Raw genomic sequence first — 15,588 nt, 5'->3', positions numbered from 1 at the left:
CGCCGGACACCCCCTAGCCCCCTTACGGGGCCTAGCCCCCTTGCGGGGCGCTCCAGTGGAACAGGGTCATGGCCACGCTCGTCGCCAGGTTGTAGCTGGAGACCTGGGGGCGCATCGGGAGCGACACCAAGTGGTCGGCACGCGCGCGCAGGTCGGCGGAGAGGCCGCTGCGCTCGGAGCCGAAGGCGAGCACGGCGTCGTCCGGGAGTTTCAGTCCCCGGATGTCCTCGCCGTCCGGGTCGAGGGCGAACACCGGCCCGGACGGCAGCTCGGCCACCGTCAGCCGCTCCACGGCGGTCGCGAAGTGCAGGCCCGCCCCGCCCCGCACCACCGTGGGGTGCCAGGGGTCGAGCGTGCCCGTGGTGACGACGCCGGTCGCGCCGAACCCGGCCGCGAGTCGGATCACGGCGCCGGCGTTCCCGAGGTTGCGCGGATGGTCGAGGACGACCACGGGGGCGGTGCGCGGTGTGCGGGCCAGCACCCGCAGATTGGCCTCGCGGGAGGGACGTACCGCCAACGCGGCCACCGCGGTCGGGTGCGGACGCGGGACGAGGGAGCGGTACGTGGCCTCCGGGACCTCCACCAGGAGGGCGTCCAGGGTGTCGCGTACGTCCGGGGCCAGCTCGTCGGTGAGGGCGAGCGCCGCCTGCCGGTCGCTGGTGACCGCCACCAGGACCTCGGCCCGGAAGCGCACGGCGTGCTTGAGGGCGTGGAAGCCGTCGAGCAGGACGGAGGTGTCGGCGAGGCGGTGCCAGACGCTCACGGGGTCGTGGTCCTGCCGGCGGCCGCCCACCGGGTCCTGCGCACGGTCCGTGGGGTCGCTTGCGGGGTCCTTCATGCGGTGAAGCCTACGTGCGGGTCCTCGGCCGGCTCCGGGGTGCGCGGCCCCCGAGCGCGCTGGCCCGGCAGCTTGCGGGCGCCGGGCGGAAACAGTCGTCCACGCGCGCGTGCCGCCCCTCCGCCGAGGCGCCGCAGGAACGACGTCGGCAGGAACACCGCGTCGGCGGCGATCATCGCGAGCGAGAAGAAGGGCAGCCCGAGGACCACGGCGATCACGGCGTGCTCGGTCATCATGGCGGCCAGCAGGACGTTCTTGACGCGCCGGTTGATCAAGGTGAACGGGAAGGCGACCTGCACGGCGACCGTCCCGTAGGTCACCAGCATCACCATCGTGCCGTGTGAGGCCAGCAGGTCGGACAGGGCGGGCCAGGGGGAGAAGTAGTCCAGGTGGAGCGGGTAGTAGACGGCCGTGCCGTCCTGCCAGCGCGAGCCCTGGATCTTGTACCAGCCGGCGGTCGCGTAGATCAGACACGCCTCGGCCATGATCACGAGCAGGGCCGCGTTGTGCACGGCGTTGGCGATGATGTCGAGCAGGATCCGAGGCTCCGCGGTGCGCGCCAGGCGGCCGACGGCCCACCACAGCGCCTGGACCGCCCACAGCCCCCAGAAGATCGCCAGCCAGCCGGGGCTGAGCCGCCCCGCGCCCGTCGCCGCGGCCAGCAGCAGGCCGAGCGCCGCCCACAGGACGAGACCGACCCGGTCCTGGGTCCCGGCCTGTGGGAGGTCCCCCCGCGCGCGTGCCTCCCGCGCGAGCCGGGCCCGCCGGGCGTCCAGCGACCACACCTGTCCACAGCGCGTGAACACCAGATAGATCGCCATGAGGTGGATGACGTTGTCGCCGCCGTCCCCCATGAAGATGCTGCGGTTCTGCAGCGAGAGCACGCCGACCATGAAGAGCACGGACATCGTGCGGGTCCGCCAGCCCGCCAGCAGCAGGAGAGCGGAGAGGACGGCCAAGGTGTAGACGGTCTCGAACCACACCTGGCTGTCGGACCACATCAGGATCGTGAAGGCGTGGTTGTCCGCGACGAGCCGCTGGGCGAGGTCCCACTTCCACGGTCCGTCGGGGCCGTACATCTCCTGGCGGTGCGGGAGCTCGCGCAGCAGGAACAGCAGCCAGGTGGCGGCGAAGCCGATGCGGATCACGGCCGTCTGGTACGGGCCCAGGGCGGCGTCGGCGACCCGGGCGATACCGCGCGAGATCGACACTGCGATGCGGTTCATCCGGCGCTCGCCTCCGTCCGCGCGTCCGTGACGTCCTCCTCGGGAACGGTCCACCAGGGCAGCTCGCGCAGGACGGGCGTGTCGGACACCTGCTCCTCGCTCCATTTCGGGGGTGGCACGTTGGTGGTACGGGAACGGACCTGGACGCTTTCGACGACGGCGCCCTTGCCGCCGGCCCCCTCACGGTCGAGACGCAGCAGGACGATCCGGCGCAGATAGCGCTGGGAGAGGTCGCCGCGCAGGCCCACCGGGTGGTTGTCGTTGTCGTGGGTGCCGAGGTAGAAGTCCCAGGCCCGGCGCAGTTCGTTCTGCTGGGTGTGGCTCGGGAGCAGATTGCCGTCGATCGCCGCGCCGTCCAGCGCGGACAGGTCGTACCAGCCGGTCTCGGTGATGCCACCGTCCGCGCCGCGGACCTGCGCACGGACCTGGACGTCGATGTTCTGCTGCAGCGGGTTGGGGGCGAAGAGCTTCCAGTTCTGCTCGAACTCCGGGTAGATCCAGTCGTCGATCGCCCGGCCGTGCTGCTTGGTGACCGTGTTCGAGGGCGCGACGTGCAGGAACACCATGCCGAGGTGCACACAGGCGACAACCGCGACGACCGCGAGGGCGAGCGCGGCGACAATCTGGGACCTGAGGGGGAGGGAGGCTATGCCGGTGGGGGCGGGGATGGGGACGGGGGGATCGGCGGCGGGGGCCTCGGGGCCAGATACCTGGGGGCCAGGGGCCTGAGCAGTGGGCGCCTGGGAATCGTGGTGCTGCGGAACGGATTCCTGGTCGGTGGATTCCTGGCCGACGGATTCCTGGCCGGTGGATTCCTGGTCGGTGGATTCCTGGTCCGCGCAGGGGGTGCTGTCGGGGGTGGAACCGGCGGAGGCGGGGCCCTCGGGCAGGGAGCTGTCAGGGCCGTCCGGCAGATGCCGGGCCTTCGAGCCCTCGTCGTACGCGTCCATTCTGCCCCGATTCCCGATCCCGGTCCGATTCCCGCCGCCGGACCGCGCGGCACCGTGGCGCCCGCGCGCACCACACCGCGGCGTGCGCACGGGAACGGTACTCAGCCCGGACCGCCCGGCACAGCCCCATTCGGCACAGCGGGCACAACAGCGACACAACAGCGACCCTGAGGTTATCCACAGCGGTGGACACCCTACGGCCGCCCGACTCACGACGTGGAGAAAAACCGAACGTTCGGTCTGCCGAGCGGACGGGCCTTCCGCGGTCGGACCGTTCCCTTCTTGTAGAACCTGTTCTATCTTGACGCTCCGTCAGATCCGGTGTCCGCCGGGTCGGTGGATCGGTGCGTGGGAGGACAGGGACGTGGACTTCACCTTCACCGAGGAGCAGCAGGCGGCGGTCGAGGCGGCGAGGGCGGTGTTCGGCGGGGTCGCGCCCGACGGAGTGCCCAGCCCCGCGATCACCGCGGGCGCCGTCGCCGACGACTTCGACCGGGCCCTGTGGACGAAGCTCGCCGATGCGGATCTGTTGAGTCTGTTGCTCGCCGCGGAGTACGGCGGGGCGGGCCTGGACGCGATCGCGCTGTGCCTGGTGCTGCGCGAGGCGGCGAAGGTGCTGGCGCGGGTGCCGTTGCTGGAGAGCAGTGCGGCGGCGGTGGCCGTACAGGCGTACGGCGGCGAGGAGTTGAAGGCGGAGCTGCTCGCGCGGGCGGGCCGGGGCGAGGTCGTGCTGACCGTCGCGGCGAACGGGCGGACCGGGCACGACCCGGCCGAACTCGCCGTGACCGCACGGCGGGACGGTGACGCGTGGGTGCTGGACGGGGTGCAGACGGCGGTTCCGTGGGCGGAGAACGCCGACTTCACCGTCGTACCCGCGCACACGGGCGACGGCCGGACCGTCCTCGCGCTGGTACCCCGGGTTCATGAGGGGGTCGTCCTCGGTGAGCAGATCTCCACGACCGGGGAACGGCTCGGCGAGCTGCGTCTGGAGTCCGCGCGGATCACCGCCCGGGATGTCATCGACGCCGACGGGGCGTGGGAGTGGCTGCGGGAGCTGTTGGCCACCGGGACGTGCGCGCTGGCGCTCGGGCTCGGTGAGCGGGTGCTCTCGATGACGAGCGCGTACACGGGCAAGCGGGAGCAGTTCGGGTTCCCGGTCGCCACGTTCCAGGCCGTCGCCGTGCAGGCCGCGGACCGCTATATCGACCTGCGGGCGATGGAGGCGACGCTGTGGCAGGCCGCGTGGCGGATCAGTACGGGGGCGGGGGGTGCGCTTCCGGCGTCCGGGGACGTGGCCGTCGCCAAGATCTGGGCGTCGGAAGGGGTACGACGGGTCGTGCAGACCGCGCAGCATCTGCACGGGGGGTTCGGCGCCGACGTCGACTACCCGCTGCACCGGTACCACGCCTGGGCCAAGCAGCTTGAGCTGTCGCTCGGACCGGCGGCGGCGCACGAGGAGGCACTGGGGGATCTGCTCGCGGCCCATCCCCTGGGCTGAACGCCCACGCCCACGCCCGCGCGACGCCCTCGCCTCTCCAGACGCATCCTCGCCTCTCCAGGCCTGGGCAAGCCCCGGGCGGCGGTGGTCAGCGCCGCTCGGCGGATGCGGGCGCGAACCCCTGCCGGTGCCTGCAGCGGGCGTGAACCCTCGGTCGCTACCGTACGAAGCCGGGGGTGCCCCGCCGGTGGCTACAGCACGAAGCCGGGGGTGCCCTTGTCGTCCACGACCGGGCGGCCGGCGGCGGCCCAGACCTGCATGCCACCGTCGACGTTCACGGCGTCGATGCCCTGCTGGACCAGGTACATCGTGACCTGCGCCGAACGGCCTCCGGAGCGGCAGATCACATGGACCCTGCCGTCCTGCGGCGCCGCCTCGGTCAGCTCGCCGTAGCGAGCGACGAACTCACTGATGGGGATGTGCAGCGCCCCCGCGGCATGGCCCGCCTGCCACTCGTCGTCCTCCCGGACGTCCAGCAGGAAGTCTCCGTCCGCGAGATCCCCGACCTCGACCGTGGGCACACCAGATCCAAAACTCATGCCCCCGACGCTACCCGACCGGGCAGGCGACCCGAAGCCCCCGCCGGACAGGCCCTAGGACAGGCCCTAGTCGACCAGCCCGGCCAGCTCCTTCTCGCGCTCGTCGACCTGGGCCAGCAGCTGCTCGGCGATCTCGTCCAGGAGCCGGTCCGGGTCCTCCGGGGCCATTTTGAGCATGGCGCCGATGGCGCTCTCCTCCAGCTCGCGGGCGACCAGGGTCAGCAGTTCCTTGCGCTGGGCGAGCCACTCGAGGCGGGCGTAGAGCTCCTCGCTGCGGCTCGGCTTCCACTCCTCGGGCACCGGGCCCGCCGCCCACTCCTCGGACAGCTCCCGCAGCAGGGCCTCGTCGCCACGGCTGTACGCGGCGTTGACCCGGGCGATGAACTCGTCGCGCCGCCTGCGCTCGTCGTCGTCCTGTGCCAGGTCGGGGTGGGCCTTGCGGACCAGCTCACGGTAGAGCTGACGGGCCTCGTCGCTGGGGCGTACGCGCTGCGGGGGGCGTACGGACTGGTCCGTCAGCATCGCCACCGCCTCGGGGAACAGTCCCTCGGAGTCCATCCAGCCGTGGAAGAGCTCCTCGACCCCGGGCATCGGCATGACCCGCGCCCGTGCCTCGTCCGCCTTGCGTATGTCCTCCACGTCTCCGGTGCGCGCGGCGACCGCCTCGGCGATCTGCGCGTCCAGCTCGTCGAGCCGCGAGTACATCGGGCCGAGCTTCTGGTGGTGCAGGCGCGAGAAGTTCTCGACCTCGACGCGGAAGGTCTCCACGGCGATCTCGAACTCGATCAACGCCTGCTCGGCCGCCCGCACGGCCCGCTCCAGCCGCTCCTCGGGCCGCGCCTGCGCCTCGGGCGCCGCCTCCGGGGCGGACTCGTCGTGGGCATCCGCATCCCCGGCGCCCTGGGGCCGGGCATCCTCGGCCTGGGTACGGTCGGACTCGCTGTGCTCGGCTTCCGGGGTCGTCACCCGACCAGACTAGGCCACGGCCCCGTACGACTCGCGGCCTTCCCCCGGCCGGGGCGGTGCGCCACGCCCCGGCCCCGCCGCTCTCGGCCCGACCTCGCTCCTCTCAGCCCGGCCCTCTCCTCTCGATTCGGCGGCGCGACGGTGTCCCTCTTGCGGCCCACCGTTGCGGCTCAGAGTTGCGGCTCACCGTGGTGGCTCACACCCCGAGCTCCGCCGCCAACCGCCCCTCCCTGACCGCCGCCACCAGCTCCGCGTGGTCCGCCTCCGTACGGTCGGCGTAGGCCACGGCGAACGAGGCGATGGACTCGTCCAACTCCTCGCTCTTCCCGCAGTACCCGGCGATGAGGCGGGGGTCGGCGGTGTGGGTGTGGGCGCGCGCGAGAAGGGCGCCGGTCATACGGGCGTAGTCGTCGACCTGGTCGGCGGCGAGGGCGGCGGGGTCGACGCTGCCCTTGCGGTTGCGGAACTGGCGTACCTGGAAGGGGCGGCCCTCGACGGTGGTCCAGCCGAGCAGGATGTCGCTGACGACCTGCATGCGCTTCTGGCCGAGGACGACCCGGCGGCCCTCGTGCGGCACCTCCGGTATGGCGTGGCCTGCCGTCGCCAGGTGCGGGAGCAGCGCCGAGGCGCGGGCCTCCTTCACCTGGAGGACCAGGGGTTCGCCGCGGTGATCGAGGAGCAGCACGACATAGGAGCGGGTGCCGACGCTGCCGGTGCCGACGACGCGGAAGGCGACGTCGTGCACCGCGTACCGGGCGAGGAGGGGGAGGCGGTCCTCGGAGACGGTGGTCAGGTAGTGCTCCAGCGAGGCCGCGACCGCCGCGGCCTCCGCGTCGGGTACCCGGCGCAGCACCGGAGGCGCGTCCACGAAGCGGTGGCTGCCGTCCTCCGTCGGCTGGGTCGACTTGGCCGCGAACCGTCCGCTGGTGTTGGCCCGCGCCTTCTCCATGACCCGCTCCAGGGTGCCGAGCAGGTCGTGGGCGTCGGCGTGCGAGACGAGTTCCTCGTCCGCGATGGCGTTCCACGCGTCCAGCACCGGGAGCTTCGCGAGCAGCCGCTGCGTGCGTCGGTAGGCACCGACCGCGTCGTGGGCGGCCTTGCGACAGGTGTCCTCGTCCGCGCCCGCTTCCCTGCCCGCGAGCACGAGCGAGGTGGCGAGGCGCTTGAGGTCCCACTCCCAGGGGCCGTGTGCCGTCTCGTCGAAGTCGTTCAGATCGATGACCAGGCCGCCGCGCGCGTCTCCGTACAGGCCGAAGTTGGCCGCGTGGGCGTCGCCGCAGATCTGGGCGGCGATGCCGGTCGCGGGGGTGCGCGCGAGGTCGTAGGCCATGAGGCCCGCCGAGCCGCGCAGGAAGGCGAAGGGGGTGGCGGCCATCCTGCCGACCCGTATCGGAGTGAGCTCCGGGATCCGGCCGAGGTTGGACTCCTCGACGGCGGTCACCGCGTCCGGCCGGCCGGCGTCGAAGGTCAGCTCCGCGTGGGCGCCGCGCGGCACCCGTCGGCGCAGCGCCTTGCCCTCTTCCTTGGGTGCGGCCTGCACGGGCCGGCCCGCGAATCCCCGCACGCCGAAGACTCCGGAGACCCTGGACGCCTGCCGACCCGGCTCGCTCAGGCGGCTTTCTTCGCTCCGCCGACCCCGTTCGCCCCGTTCGCCCTGATGGTCCTGCCCGTCCGGTCGGCTCCGCTGGTCCTGCTGCGCCCGATCCGCTGCACCAAGATCCGTCATACCGACTGCCTCCCCCGTCACGCACGAACATCAACTCGTGATGACCGTACCGCCGGTGGCCGAAACGCGTCAGACCCTGTGGACAACTCCCAGCCTGTGGAAAACCCGGCCCCGGCGAATCAGCCCCGGTCCAGGGTCACTTGCGGAGTTCACCCGGGCACGGCGGGCTCCCCGGCAGGTGCTTCTCCGCCCAGGTGCCGAGTTCCACGAGCGCGGGCTGCAGTGCGGCGCCCGCCTCCGTCAGGCCGTACACGACCCGCAGCGGAGGGCCCTCGTCGACCTCGCGGACGACCAGCCCCGCCGCGCCGAGTTCCGTGAGGCGGTCGGAGAGCATCCGTTCGCTGATGCCGGGGATCGCTCTGCGCAGGTCGGCGAAGTGCGCGGGGTGCGGCAGCAACACGGCCACGACCAGGCCGGTCCAGCGCTTCCCGAGCAGTTGGAAGACGCGGGCCATGCCGTCGTCGACCCTCTGGCACGGCCCTGCGTCGTGAGTCCCCGGCTCTGGCATGGGTCCAGGGTACTGTGTTCCCGTGGGGGGATGAAAAAAAGTAAGTAGCTGTGTTATCTCTAGTCCAGTACGAAAAGTTCGCACCCTTCCCCTGGAGATCCCCATGGCCACCCTCCTGCACGTCGACTCGTCCGTTTTCCCGGGCGCAGCCTCCGCCTCCCGCACGGTCACGGACGCGTTCCGCAAGGCCTGGGAGGAGCAGCACCCGCAGGGCACCGTGATTTACCGCGACCTCGCCGTGAACCCGGTCCCGCACATCACGGCCGACGCCCACACCGCCGGTTTCGCCCCCGCGGACGCGCACACCCCCGAGCAGGCCGCGGCCTTCGCCGAGCGCCTGACGTTCATAGAGGAGCTGGAGCGGGCGGACGCGATCCTGATCGGCGCGCCCATGTACAACTTCACGATCCCCTCGACCCTCAAGGCGTGGCTGGACCAGGTGATCCTCATCGGCCGTACCGCCATGAGCGAGGACTCGAAGATCAAGGGCACCCCGGTCACGGTCGTCGCCAGCCGCGGCGGCTCCTACGCGCCGGGCACCCCGCGCGAGGGTTACGAGTACGTCCAGAACTACCTGGAGGCGATCCTGCGCGACACCCTCGCCCTGGACGTCCACGTCATCGTCCCGGAGCTCACGATGGCGCCGCACAACCCGGCGATGGCCGACCTGATCCCGATGTACGAGGCCTCCCGCGCCAAGGCCGTCGACGAGGCGGTCACGAAGGCCAAGGAGTTCGCCGAGCGCTTCGCCGCGTAGCCCCTCCGGGGGAGGGCCGAATGAACCCCTGCCCCGGTACGCCCCCCTCACGACGCGACGGCCCCGCAGGTTCGTGACCTGCGGGGCCGTCGCGTCGTACGGGCCGTCGCGTCGTACGGGCCGTCGCGTCGTACGGGCCGTCGCGTCGTACGGGCCGTCGCGTCGTACGGGCCGACGGCCCATACGAACTGTCGTGCTGTATGGGCCGCCGAATGCCCACTGCCGCGGGGGATGGATCACAGCGGGCATCCGGCGGCGGTACCGGGGGGACGAGCGGGCCGAGTGGGCCGAGCCGACTACTTGAACGCCGGGAGGCTGCGGCTCACCCAGCCGGAGAAGGGGGTGGCCGGGCGGCCCAGGACCTTCTCCACATCGGGGCTGACCCGCTGTTCGGCGGGGAGCGGGGCGCCGAGGATGTCCAGGGTGCCGGGGATGACGTCCTCCGGCATGAACTGGGCCATGTGGGTGTGGGCGGCCTCGCGGGTCAGTTCCACGAAGGTCACTTCCTCACCGATGGCCTCGGCGATCACGCCGGCCTGCGCGCGCGGGCTGACCGCTTCGGGGCCGGTCACCTCGTACGTACGACCGGCATGACCGTCCTCACGCAGGACGACCGCGGCGACCGCGGCGATGTCCGCGGGGTCGACGACCGGCAGGGTCACGTCACCGAACGGGGCGAAGACCGTGCGGTCGGCGCGGACCGACTCGGCCCAGGCGAAGGCGTTGGAGGCGAATCCGCCCGCGCGCAGGATGGTGAAGTCGAGGCCCGAGCCGCGTACGGCCTCCTCGAACTCGCGCAGCCTGCCGTGCGAGGCGGAGTCGGGGCGGGTGGCGTTGATCTGCGAGGAGAGCAGGACGACCCGCTTGACGCCGGCGTCCCTGGCGGCGGCCAGCAGGTCGGTCGCGGCCTCTCCGTAACCGAGCAGTTCGCCGGCGAGCAGGATGAAGAAGGCGTCGGCGCCTTCGAGGACCGGCCGCATGCTCTCGGCGCTGCCGAGGTCGGCCTGGGCGTGACGGACACCGTCCGTCGGGGAGGGCAGCGGGCGGCGCGAGACCGCCACGACCTGCTCCCCCGCCTCGGCGAGCGCCTCGATCAGCGGACGTCCGACATTTCCGGTGGCTCCAGTGACGACAATCATCAGAAAAAACTCCCTAGTGCGTTAATCCGAACCAGTAATCAGCAGTCATCGGTTGCATCGGTGTGGGGATTGGAGTGGAGAGGGGGGTGGGGGTCGGTGTGGGGATCGGTGTGGGGAAATCCGCCGGTCACCCGTGGTGAGCGGCCATGACAGGGACGCTAACATCCTCCGTATAGTAGGTACCTAGAGGAAAGTGGCTATCCAGGCGGGTCTCTTCCTCGCGCCCGCCGTACACCGCGGTGAGCGAACGGCCCAGCCGCACGAGCGACTCCCGCGCCTCCGGAGGGTCGAGCACCTCGACGCGGCTGCCGAGACCGGCCAGTTGCGCGGCGAGCACCTCCACCGAAGGACCGTCGGCCGTGAACTCGACCCGGCCGTCGAGCTGGGCCTCGCCCGTCCGCAGCCGACCGCCCAGCAGTTGCCGCAGCACCGGCAGGGCGTCACGGTCGGCCCGCGCCCGTACGGTCGCCGCGGTCAGCCGCTGCTCCACCTCGGCGGCCAACTCCCGCCAGGCGACGGCGAGGTCGAAGCCCTCCGGGCGCCGCACCGGCTCACCGGTCCTGGTCGCGGAGGTGACCCGGCTGAGCCGGAAGGTGCGCAGCCCCTCCTCGGTACCGGCGACGAGGTACCAGCGGCCGGCCTTCGACACCAGGCCGAGCGGGTGCACCGTGCGCTCGCCGGGTGCCCGGTCGGGATGGGCGTAGCCGAGCCGGACCTGTTCGCCGTCGAGGACCGCCCGCTCCAGAGTGTGCTGGTGGGGGCCGCCGCCACCCGCCGTGCGCGACCAGTCGACACCGTCGATGAGGATGGCCTTGGCGGCCGCCTCGGCGTGCGGCCGCATGGGCGCGGGCACCGCCCGCATCAACTTCCTTAACGCGGCACGTAGTTCGGGCGAGGCCGACAAGGGGCCCGCGGCCAGGAACAGTGCCCCGATCTCCCGCGAGGTGAAACCGGTCAGATCGGTGCGGGCGCCGCCGACCAGGCTCCAGCCGCCGCCCCGGCCGCGCTGCGAGTAGACGGGGACACCGGCGGTGGTGAGGGCCTCCAGGTCGCGGCGCGCGGTGCGTTCCGACACCTCCAGCTCCTGGGCCACCTCGCGCACGGTCACCCGCCCGCGCGCCTGGAGCAGCAGCAGGGTCGCCACCAGACGGTCAGCCTTCACAACAACCGCTCCCCTCAGCGATTTTGAGATGCTTTGAGCCAATACATCTATTTTCAGCAAGATCTGATGAGGCTTCAGAAATAGGCCACAAGATGACCTGTTTGACCTCGACGATGAAGACATGACTCAAGACATGGCCGACAGCACCAATTCCCCCGCCAACCCGCCCACCGACCCCCGTGGCGGCCTGTTCAAGGCCGTCGAGCTCACCGGACGTACGCTCGCCGCGCTGCGCCCCGAGCAGTACGACACCGTCACCCCGTGTCCCGACTACTCGGTCCGTGACATGGCCAACCACGTGGTGTCCGTGCTGCGCCGGGTCGCCGTCATGGGCGCGGGCGGCTCCTTCATGAGCGTTCCGCACTTCGCCCAGGACGTTCCCGACGGCGACTGGGCCAAGGCCTGGGCGGAGGCCACGAAGGAGTTCGACGCGGTGTGGTCGGACCCGGCCGTACTGGGCCGCCAGATCGGTCTGCCCTGGGGCCCGGTTCCCGGGGTGGTCGCCTCGGTGATCTACACCAACGAGTTCGTGCTGCACGCCTGGGACCTGGCGAAGGCGACCGGTCAGAGCCCCGAGTGGGACCCGGAGATGCTCGCCGCGCCGCTGGCCAACATGCACCGGGCCGTGCCCGCGGAACCCCGCGGCGGCCAGGTGCCGTTCGGTCCGGTGGTGGAGGTGCACGAGGACGCTCCCGACATCGACAAGCTGGTGGGCTGGTACGGACGTCGTCCCTGACGGGGCGACGCGGCAGACGATCGAGCGGGCGGGCCGCCGGAGATCGATCCGGCGGCCCTCCCCCATGTCCGGGATCACGAAGCGTCAGGCTCCGATGCCCTGGGCGAACTTGAAGTAGCGGTACGGGTCGTACTTCGCCTTCACGACCTTCAGCCGCGCGTAGTTCTCGGCGTAGTACGACTGCCGCCAGTTCGGCAGCTCCGCGTCCATCCAGTTCTGGTACGTCTCGCCGTTGGACAGCGGGTCGATGGTGTCGAACCCGTGGTCCACCCAGCTCGTGGCGACGGCCGTGGCCTCGGCGGTGACCTGGGCCGGGTCGTTGATCAGGACCCGGTAGTTGACGGAGAAGAGCGAGTCACGGTGCACGTACGCCGTGTCGGTGCGGGCCGGGTCGTTGGCCGCGCCCCCGAAGAAGTGGAAGTCGAGGTACCGGGCCTGCCCGGCCTTGCGGTCGGCGTCGAAGGCCGTCACCACGTTCGCCCAGTCGCTCTGCCCGTAGGGCGCGCGGCCCAGCCGGGTCCGCTCCAGACCGAAGGCCGGCCGGGTGAGCACCCCGCTAGGCGACTTCCCGGCGCGCTGGCACTGGTCCTGGGTCAGGGTGCTGCAACCGAAGATCATCATCATGACCTGCTGGTACGTCATGACCGCGTCCTGGCGCGCCGTCACCGCGCCGGTCAGCGACAGCAGCCGCGCCGCCTCCGAGGCCAGTTCGGCCGGGGTGCCGCGGGAGGCGAGGAAGACGTTGAGCGCCGGTACGCTGCCGGGCGCCGCGTCGGCCTGGACGAGGTAGGCGCCGCCGCCGATGGTGCGGGGGGCGTCCACCAGCCACTGGCCCACGCCGTGCAGCACGTCGGCCGCGCGGTCGTACGGGAAGATCAGGTTGCTGATGGCCATCTGGTCGCCCTCGTGCGGGGTGACCGTGAAGCGGGTGACGACACCGAAGTTGCCGCCACCGCCGCCGCGGATCGCCCAGAAGAGGTCGGGGTGGCTGGTCGGCGAGGCGGTCACCACGCAGCCGTCCGCCAGGACCACCTCGGCCGAGGTGATCGCGTCGCAGGCCATACCGGTCGGGCGGGTCAGGAAGCCGAAACCGCCGCCCTGCAGGAAGCCGCCGGCCGACACGGTGGGGCAGCCGCCCTCGCTGACCACCAGGGCGTGCGGGGCGAGCGCGTTGAGTATCTCGACGTTCTTGGCGCCGGGGCCGATGTCGACGGTCCCGTTGCCGACGGTGATCGCGTTGAGCCGTGACACGTCGATGATCAGGCCGGGTGTGGTCGAGTAGCCGGCGAAGCTGTGGCCGCCGCTGCGGACCGCGGACGGGAGTCCGTTGTCCTGGGCGAAGCGCAGCGCGACGGAGACGTCGGAGGAGCTGACGCAGTAGGCGACGGCCCGCGGGTTGACCGAGTCGAACTGGCCGAGTTCCAGCTGCTTGGCCACGCCGTAGCCGGAGTCGGTGGGCAGCACCAGCTGTCCCTGGAGCTTGCCGGCGAGGGTGCTCCAGGGGGCGGAGGAGCCCGCGGAGACGGGGCTGTTGGGCAGGACGGCCAGGCCGACGGCGGCGGTTCCCGCACCGATCAGTGCTCTACGAGTGATCACGGATGTCCCAAGGTTCTAGGAAGCGGTGGATGTAGGTGGAAGTCAGTGGGGGGAGACGTGGAGGAAGGAGCAAGGGGGCCGGCGCCGGGCCCACGGGGGGAAGGTGGGCCCGGCGCCGGAACCGGGGGGAAGTGGCTCTGTGAAGGCGGGCCCGGGAGACGAGCCCGGGACGCCGGGCCTTCGAGTCGGGGCCTTCGAGTCGGGGCCTTCGCGATGGAGCCTTCGAGAGGGGCCGAGGTCAGGACACCTTGCGGCCGCGCACCCCCTGCTTGACGACGCCGGCCAGCATCGAGCGGCCGAGGTCGCGCATCTCCTTGGGGCCGGAGGTGCTGGCCCACCACATGAACTTCATCATCGTGGGGGTGGTGGCCCGGAAGAACCGGAGGTCCTCGGGGCCCTTCCAGCCGAAGGGCGTGTTGACGGACTCGCAGTCGCGGATCGCCTCGAAGACGATGTCCGCGGCCTTGTCACCGTCGATCTCGCCCGCCTCGTACCGCTCGCAGGTCTCTGCGGTGGTGTCGAAAAGGACCTTGAAGGCGTGGCTGTCCGGCCACCACAGACCGGTGTAGGGCGCCTTCTCCATCTCCTTGAAGTGCCGGTCGTCACCGTCGAGCTGGAAGTTCTGGCGCGCCATGATCTGGCGCATGGTGGCCGGCGTGGTGAAGCACGCCCACACCCGGAACACCGCGTTCCACAGCCGGAAGTGGCTGAAGGCGATGTACGAGCTGTTGACGATCTTGTCGTTGTACTCCAGAAGCCCCTGCTCCAGGCGCTCCACGTACTCGAAGCGCTCCTCGGTGAAGTCGTTCTCGCGCAGGGCGTCCAGGATCCGGTAGGCGAGGGCGTCGACGACCTCGAAGGTGTTGGACAGACCGCGCGAGTACAGCGGGTCGATGAAACCGGCCGCGTGCGACATCAGGCACCAGCGGGCGCCGATGGTGCGCTTGGAGGAGTACTGGAGACGGTCGGTGGAGACCCACTCGCGGATCCGCTTGGCGCCCTCGAACTGCCGCTTCACCGCCGGGTACATGTCGAGGTAGTGGTTGAACTCCTGGTCCGGCGTCATGTCCTTCGGCTTGGGGTACAGCCGCTCGTCGAAGGTCAGGCCGACACTGCAGGCCGGGTTCTTGGAGTCCTTGTAGTTGTCGAACGGGATGATCCAGAACCAGCCCCGCTCGATGAGGTGGTGCAGGGTGCCGCCGTGGAAGGGCGACTCGGCGGGCGGGCGCAGCGCCTCCGGGTAGTTGCACACGTCGTCGTACGGCTTGATGCCGACGTAGTGCGTGAACAGCGAGCGCGCGTGGTGCTTGTGCCGGGGCGGGTTCTCGCGCAGGTCGAACTTCTGCGCGAGCGGGGAGCGGAAACCGCTCGCGTCGATCAGGTACTTGGCCCGGAAGACCTCGCCGTTCCTGCCGGTGATGGTGACCCCGTCGTCGTCGACGTCGAGGTCGGTGGCGAACCAGTTCTGGCGGAGCGTGCAGCCGTACTTGGCGGCGACGTTCAGGTAGTGGGAGTCCGTGTCCTGGCGGAAGAGGTGCACCGCCTCGGTGAGCATCTTCGGGATGACGAACATCGTCGCCTCGTGCGGGTCCGGCTCGCGGTTCGGCCGGTGCGTGACGAAGCCGAAGCTCTGCTTGCGGCCGTGCGTCGGGCCGATGTGCTCGGTGACCGCCTTCACGTCCAGCATGTGCTTGATCTCGGGCACGTCGTAGCGCACGGCCAGAATGTGCAGCCACTCGACGAGCTGCGGGTTCTGGGACTCGCCGACGGCGAACCTGGGGTGCTGACCGGCGTCGATGAGCACCACGTTCGCGCCCTGACGGGCCAGGATCGCTCCCATGATCGAGCCCGCGAGGCCCGACCCCAGGATGGCTACGTCGCATTCGGTCCACTCGGCGGCCTTGTCGGCCTTCTTCGCTTCCTCAGCCTTGGTGGGCAAGACCGCAC

The 15,588-nt window shown here is 71.1% G+C and carries 14 protein-coding genes; 3 read left to right on the top strand and 11 right to left on the bottom strand.

Annotation, left to right across the window (positions count from 1 at the left end; translation table 11 throughout):
- Positions 1–31: 31 nt before the first annotated feature.
- Genes FNV62_RS26815 through FNV62_RS26805 form a run of 3 tightly spaced genes read right to left on the bottom strand, consistent with a single transcriptional unit; the run spans position 32 to position 3,014 of the window.
- Entirely contained in the window at positions 32–838 is an 807-nt protein-coding gene (locus FNV62_RS26815) for a TrmH family RNA methyltransferase (RefSeq protein WP_143627324.1), read from the bottom strand.
- Entirely contained in the window at positions 835–2,064 is a 1,230-nt protein-coding gene (locus FNV62_RS26810; RefSeq protein ID WP_143627321.1) for an HTTM domain-containing protein, read from the bottom strand. The genes FNV62_RS26815 and FNV62_RS26810 overlap by 4 nt, the downstream gene beginning before the upstream one ends.
- On the bottom strand, positions 2,061–3,014 hold the full coding sequence (locus FNV62_RS26805) for a DUF5819 family protein (protein WP_143627320.1): 954 nt from the start codon (positions 3,012–3,014) through the stop codon (positions 2,061–2,063). The genes FNV62_RS26810 and FNV62_RS26805 overlap by 4 nt, the downstream gene beginning before the upstream one ends.
- A gap of 364 nt (positions 3,015–3,378) precedes the next feature.
- Between FNV62_RS26805 and FNV62_RS26800 the strand changes: the two genes are divergently transcribed.
- Complete coding sequence (locus FNV62_RS26800) at positions 3,379–4,512, top strand: acyl-CoA dehydrogenase family protein (protein ID WP_097285476.1); 1,134 nt, start codon at positions 3,379–3,381, stop codon at positions 4,510–4,512.
- A 191-nt stretch (positions 4,513–4,703) separates the two neighbouring features.
- Here the strand turns inward: FNV62_RS26800 and FNV62_RS26795 are convergent, their stop codons facing one another.
- From FNV62_RS26795 to FNV62_RS26780, 4 genes are all read right to left on the bottom strand, one after another.
- The gene (locus tag FNV62_RS26795) at positions 4,704–5,033 is read right to left on the bottom strand and encodes a rhodanese-like domain-containing protein (RefSeq protein ID WP_054237233.1); all 330 of its coding nucleotides are present in this window, start codon (positions 5,031–5,033) and stop codon (positions 4,704–4,706) included.
- Between the two features lie 84 nt (positions 5,034–5,117).
- The gene (locus tag FNV62_RS26790) at positions 5,118–6,017 is read right to left on the bottom strand and encodes a hypothetical protein (protein WP_060900224.1); all 900 of its coding nucleotides are present in this window, start codon (positions 6,015–6,017) and stop codon (positions 5,118–5,120) included.
- 196 nt (positions 6,018–6,213) lie between these two features.
- Positions 6,214–7,743 (bottom strand): DUF2252 domain-containing protein, encoded by a 1,530-nt coding sequence (locus FNV62_RS26785; protein WP_143627318.1) that lies wholly within the window; start codon positions 7,741–7,743, stop codon positions 6,214–6,216.
- A gap of 136 nt (positions 7,744–7,879) precedes the next feature.
- Positions 7,880–8,251: a winged helix-turn-helix transcriptional regulator gene (locus FNV62_RS26780; RefSeq protein ID WP_060900223.1), complete on the bottom strand. Its 372-nt coding sequence runs from the start codon at positions 8,249–8,251 to the stop codon at positions 7,880–7,882.
- Positions 8,252–8,354: 103 nt separating this feature from the next.
- Here FNV62_RS26780 and FNV62_RS26775 point away from each other — a divergent pair, with 103 nt between their 5' ends.
- A complete protein-coding gene (locus tag FNV62_RS26775; protein ID WP_054237230.1) occupies positions 8,355–9,008 on the top strand; it encodes an FMN-dependent NADH-azoreductase in 654 nt (217 codons plus the stop codon).
- Between the two features lie 296 nt (positions 9,009–9,304).
- On the opposite strand, the gene FNV62_RS26770 is transcribed toward FNV62_RS26775, so the two are convergent.
- Positions 9,305–10,147, bottom strand: a complete 843-nt coding sequence (locus FNV62_RS26770; RefSeq protein ID WP_143627316.1) for an NAD(P)H-binding protein — start codon at positions 10,145–10,147, stop codon at positions 9,305–9,307.
- 127 nt (positions 10,148–10,274) lie between these two features.
- On the bottom strand, positions 10,275–11,309 hold the full coding sequence (locus FNV62_RS26765; RefSeq protein ID WP_144315677.1) for a helix-turn-helix transcriptional regulator: 1,035 nt from the start codon (positions 11,307–11,309) through the stop codon (positions 10,275–10,277).
- Between the two features lie 121 nt (positions 11,310–11,430).
- On the opposite strand from FNV62_RS26765, the gene FNV62_RS26760 reads away from it, so the two are divergent.
- The gene (locus FNV62_RS26760; RefSeq protein WP_225900381.1) at positions 11,431–12,045 is read left to right on the top strand and encodes a TIGR03086 family metal-binding protein; all 615 of its coding nucleotides are present in this window, start codon (positions 11,431–11,433) and stop codon (positions 12,043–12,045) included.
- 84 nt (positions 12,046–12,129) lie between these two features.
- Here the strand turns inward: FNV62_RS26760 and FNV62_RS26755 are convergent, their stop codons facing one another.
- Positions 12,130–13,641 carry an FAD-binding oxidoreductase gene (locus FNV62_RS26755; protein ID WP_143627312.1) on the bottom strand — a complete coding sequence of 504 codons (1,512 nt, stop codon included), beginning with the start codon at positions 13,639–13,641 and terminating at the stop codon, positions 12,130–12,132.
- Positions 13,642–13,879: 238 nt separating this feature from the next.
- Positions 13,880–15,580 (bottom strand): NAD(P)/FAD-dependent oxidoreductase, encoded by a 1,701-nt coding sequence (locus FNV62_RS26750; RefSeq protein WP_060900219.1) that lies wholly within the window; start codon positions 15,578–15,580, stop codon positions 13,880–13,882.
- Between the last annotated feature and the right edge of the window lie 8 nt (positions 15,581–15,588).

The sequence above is a fragment of the Streptomyces sp. RLB3-17 genome, from assembly GCF_007113425.2.
Lineage (GTDB): Bacteria > Actinomycetota > Actinomycetes > Streptomycetales > Streptomycetaceae > Streptomyces > Streptomyces mirabilis_D.
Note: the sequence above shows the minus strand (reverse complement) of the source record. Positions and strands in the feature narration are given on the sequence as shown.